The sequence below is a fragment of the Microbacterium sp. genome (assembly GCF_039812165.1).
Lineage (GTDB): Bacteria > Actinomycetota > Actinomycetes > Actinomycetales > Microbacteriaceae > Microbacterium.
Genome location: NZ_JBDIAB010000289.1, coordinates 1 through 2,899 on the forward strand (window position 1 = coordinate 1; position 2,899 = coordinate 2,899).

The following is a 2,899-nucleotide window of genomic DNA, read 5'->3' on the forward strand; positions in this document are numbered from 1 at the left end:
GCATGTCGTGCTCCGAGACCAGCGCGCTCTGCGCCGCGATCTCGGCGTCGAGGGCGTCGAGCTCGGCGCGCGCGCGGATGACGTCACGGCCGGCGGCCGCCGCGGCATCCTGCGCGGCCCCGAGACCGCCGGCGAGCTCCTCGACGTCGGCGCGCGCGTCGTCGATCGCGGCCTGCCCGACCGTCACGGCGTCGAGCGCCGCCGGGCCGTCGTCCTCGAGCAGCGCGAGCCGCTGCCCGGCGAGCGTGTACAGGCCGCGGAGCCGCTCCTGCACCTGCTGCAGCGAGAACGCCACGGCACGCGCCTGATCGACGGCCTCGGAGCGCTGCTGCGCCTCGAGCGTCCGGATGCGCAGCGCGAGCTGCTCGGCGCGGTCCTGCAGCACGAGCCGCTCGGCGTGGCGCTCCTGCTCCGTGCGCGCGTGGTCGCCCAGGCGGGTGCGCAGCGTCACGAGCTCGTCGGCGAACAGCCGTGCCTTCGCGTCGCGTACGACGGCCGCGATCGTCGCCGCCTCGCGAGCGAGCTCGGCCTGGCGGCCGAGGGGCTTGAGCTGCCGGCGCAGCTCGCCGGCGAGATCCGACAGGCGCGTGAGGTTGGCCTCCATCGCCTCGAGCTTGCGGAGGGTCTTCTCCTTGCGACGACGGTGCTTGAGGATGCCGGCGGCCTCCTCGATGAAGCCGCGCCGGTCCTCGGGGCTCGCCTGCAGCACGCTGTCGAGGCGGCCCTGGCCGACGATCACGTGCATCTCGCGGCCGAGGCCCGAGTCGCTGAGGAGCTCCTGCACGTCGAGCAGACGGCACGTCTCGCCGTTGATCGCGTACTCGCTGGCGCCGTTGCGGAACAGCGTCCGGCTGATCGACACCTCGGCGTACTCGATCGGGAGGGCGCCGTCGGAGTTGTCGATCGTCAGCTGCACCTCGGCGCGGCCGAGCGGCCCGCGCGTCGCGGTGCCGGCGAAGATGACGTCCTCCATCTTGCCGCCGCGGAGCGTCTTCGCTCCCTGCTCCCCCATGACCCAGGCCAGGGCGTCGACGACGTTCGACTTGCCCGATCCGTTGGGGCCGACGATGCACGTGACGCCGGGCTCCAGCGCAAAGGTGGTCGGCCGCGCGAACGACTTGAAGCCCTTGAGCGTCACGCTCTTCAGGTGCATTCCGGGTCCTCCGCAGGTGGGCGTACCGGCTCACGGTATCGGATGCCGCCGCCTACGCCCGGGCCGACGAGCCGTCCGGGCGCAATCCCGGTCGGATCTCTCCTCGCGGCAGGCCTCTTGACGGGCCGTGCGGACGGGTCTATGGTTGCTGACCGCACGCAATGTCGAGAGGAGGTCGCCATGATGCACACGATCGCACCAGCCGTCGTCGCCCGCCGTCACGCTGCGACCCACTCGTTCGGCATCCGCCAGAACGGTCGCGCGCACACGGTTCGCTGACCGCCGCAGGGGACGAGTCCGCCCGCTTCGCGGGCCCCGCCACGGCTTCCGCCGACGGCATCCCCTCGGCGCTTCCGCGTCGACGACGCCATGTCCTCCGCGCCCGCGCCTTCGCGCCCGCGCCCCGTTCTGCACCGAAAGACGGTTCCGTGAACACCACGACCACCACCACAGCCCGCCATGACACGTGGGAGCGACTGGAGCTCCCCGGTCGCACGGCGCGCACGTCGCTCCTCGACCGCATCGCCATGCGGATCGCGCTCGCCCTGCTCCTGTGGAGCAGCCGGCCGCGCGCCGAGGCCGACCGCGACGCCGTGCGGCGCGCCCGCGAGCGCGAGGCGCGTCGAGCCGAGCTCGACCGCGTCCGCGCGTGGCAGCGCATCCATCCTCACCACTACCGCTGACCGGCGCGATCCGCGCCCTCACCGAACGGACCATCATGACCGCCATCACTGACATCGTGTGCACGCCGGTCGTCACTCCGACGTCCGTCGACGCGCCCGACGCCGCCGACTTCGTCGCGATGATCGAGCAGCTGAACGCAGCCTGCCGGTACGACATCGACAGCGACCATCTCGACTACGAGCCGGTCACCGAGCTGCCCTCGTGGCTCGACCAGACCGATCGTCTGCAGTACGGCCTCCTGGCGCGCGAGGGCGACCGCGTGGTCGGCGCGCTGCAGGTCTCGGTGCCGCTGGAGCAGGACGCGAGCAACGTCGAGTTCGAGCTCGCGATCTCTCCCACGCACCGGGGCCGGGGCGTCGCCGCCGCGCTCATGCCGCACGTCGAGCGCATCGCCCGCGAGCACGGGCGCCGGCTCCTGCAGACGTTCACCGTGCACCGCGCCGACCTCGACGGGCCGCGGCTGACGTCGCCCACGGGCTTCGGCACCATCCCGGTCGAGGGAGCCTCGAGCTTCTACCTCGCGCAGGGGTTCGTGCTCGCCCAGGTCGAGCGCAACAGCGTCTTCGAGCTGACGCAGCCGCTCGACCGGGTGCGCGCCATGCTCGACGAGGCGCTGGCCGCGGCCGGCGCGGACTATCGCGTCGTCTCGTGGACCTGCCCCACGCCGGACGCGTTCAAGCACGACTACGCGTTCGTGCAGTCGCGCATGTCGACCGACGCGCCCATGGGCGAGCTGGACTGGCCCGAGGAGCGGTGGGATGCCGCGCGCGTCGAGCGACGCGACGCGAACGTCCTCGCGGGCGGTCAGACACTGTCGGTCGTGGCAGTGCAGCACATCCCCTCCGGAGAGCTGGTCGCCTTCAACGAGCTCATGATCGGCCCCGACCGCACGCGCCCCACCCACCAGTGGAGCACGCTCGTGGTGAAGGCGCACCGGGGACACCGGCTCGGGATGGTCGTCAAGTGCGCGAACATCCTGCGCTGGCGCGAGCTCGTGCCCGAGTCGCCCTTCATCTCCACGTTCAACGCGGAGGAGAACCGGCCGATGCTCGACGTCAACGA

At 72.3% G+C, this 2,899-nt stretch carries 3 protein-coding genes; 2 read left to right on the forward strand and 1 reads right to left on the reverse strand.

The window, feature by feature from the left end; genetic code table 11:
- On the reverse strand, window positions 1–1,153 hold a 1,153-nt coding region (locus WML84_RS14435), incomplete at its 3' end, for an AAA family ATPase (protein WP_347346834.1).
- Between the two features lie 428 nt (window positions 1,154–1,581).
- Between WML84_RS14435 and WML84_RS14440 the strand changes: the two genes are divergently transcribed.
- Together WML84_RS14440 and WML84_RS14445 are read left to right on the forward strand one after the other, a co-directional pair.
- On the forward strand, window positions 1,582–1,836 hold the full coding sequence (locus WML84_RS14440; RefSeq protein WP_347346835.1) for a hypothetical protein: 255 nt from the start codon (window positions 1,582–1,584) through the stop codon (window positions 1,834–1,836).
- A gap of 35 nt (window positions 1,837–1,871) precedes the next feature.
- Window positions 1,872–2,899: GNAT family N-acetyltransferase (locus WML84_RS14445; RefSeq protein ID WP_347346836.1), on the forward strand; the 1,028-nt coding region annotated here is incomplete at its 3' end.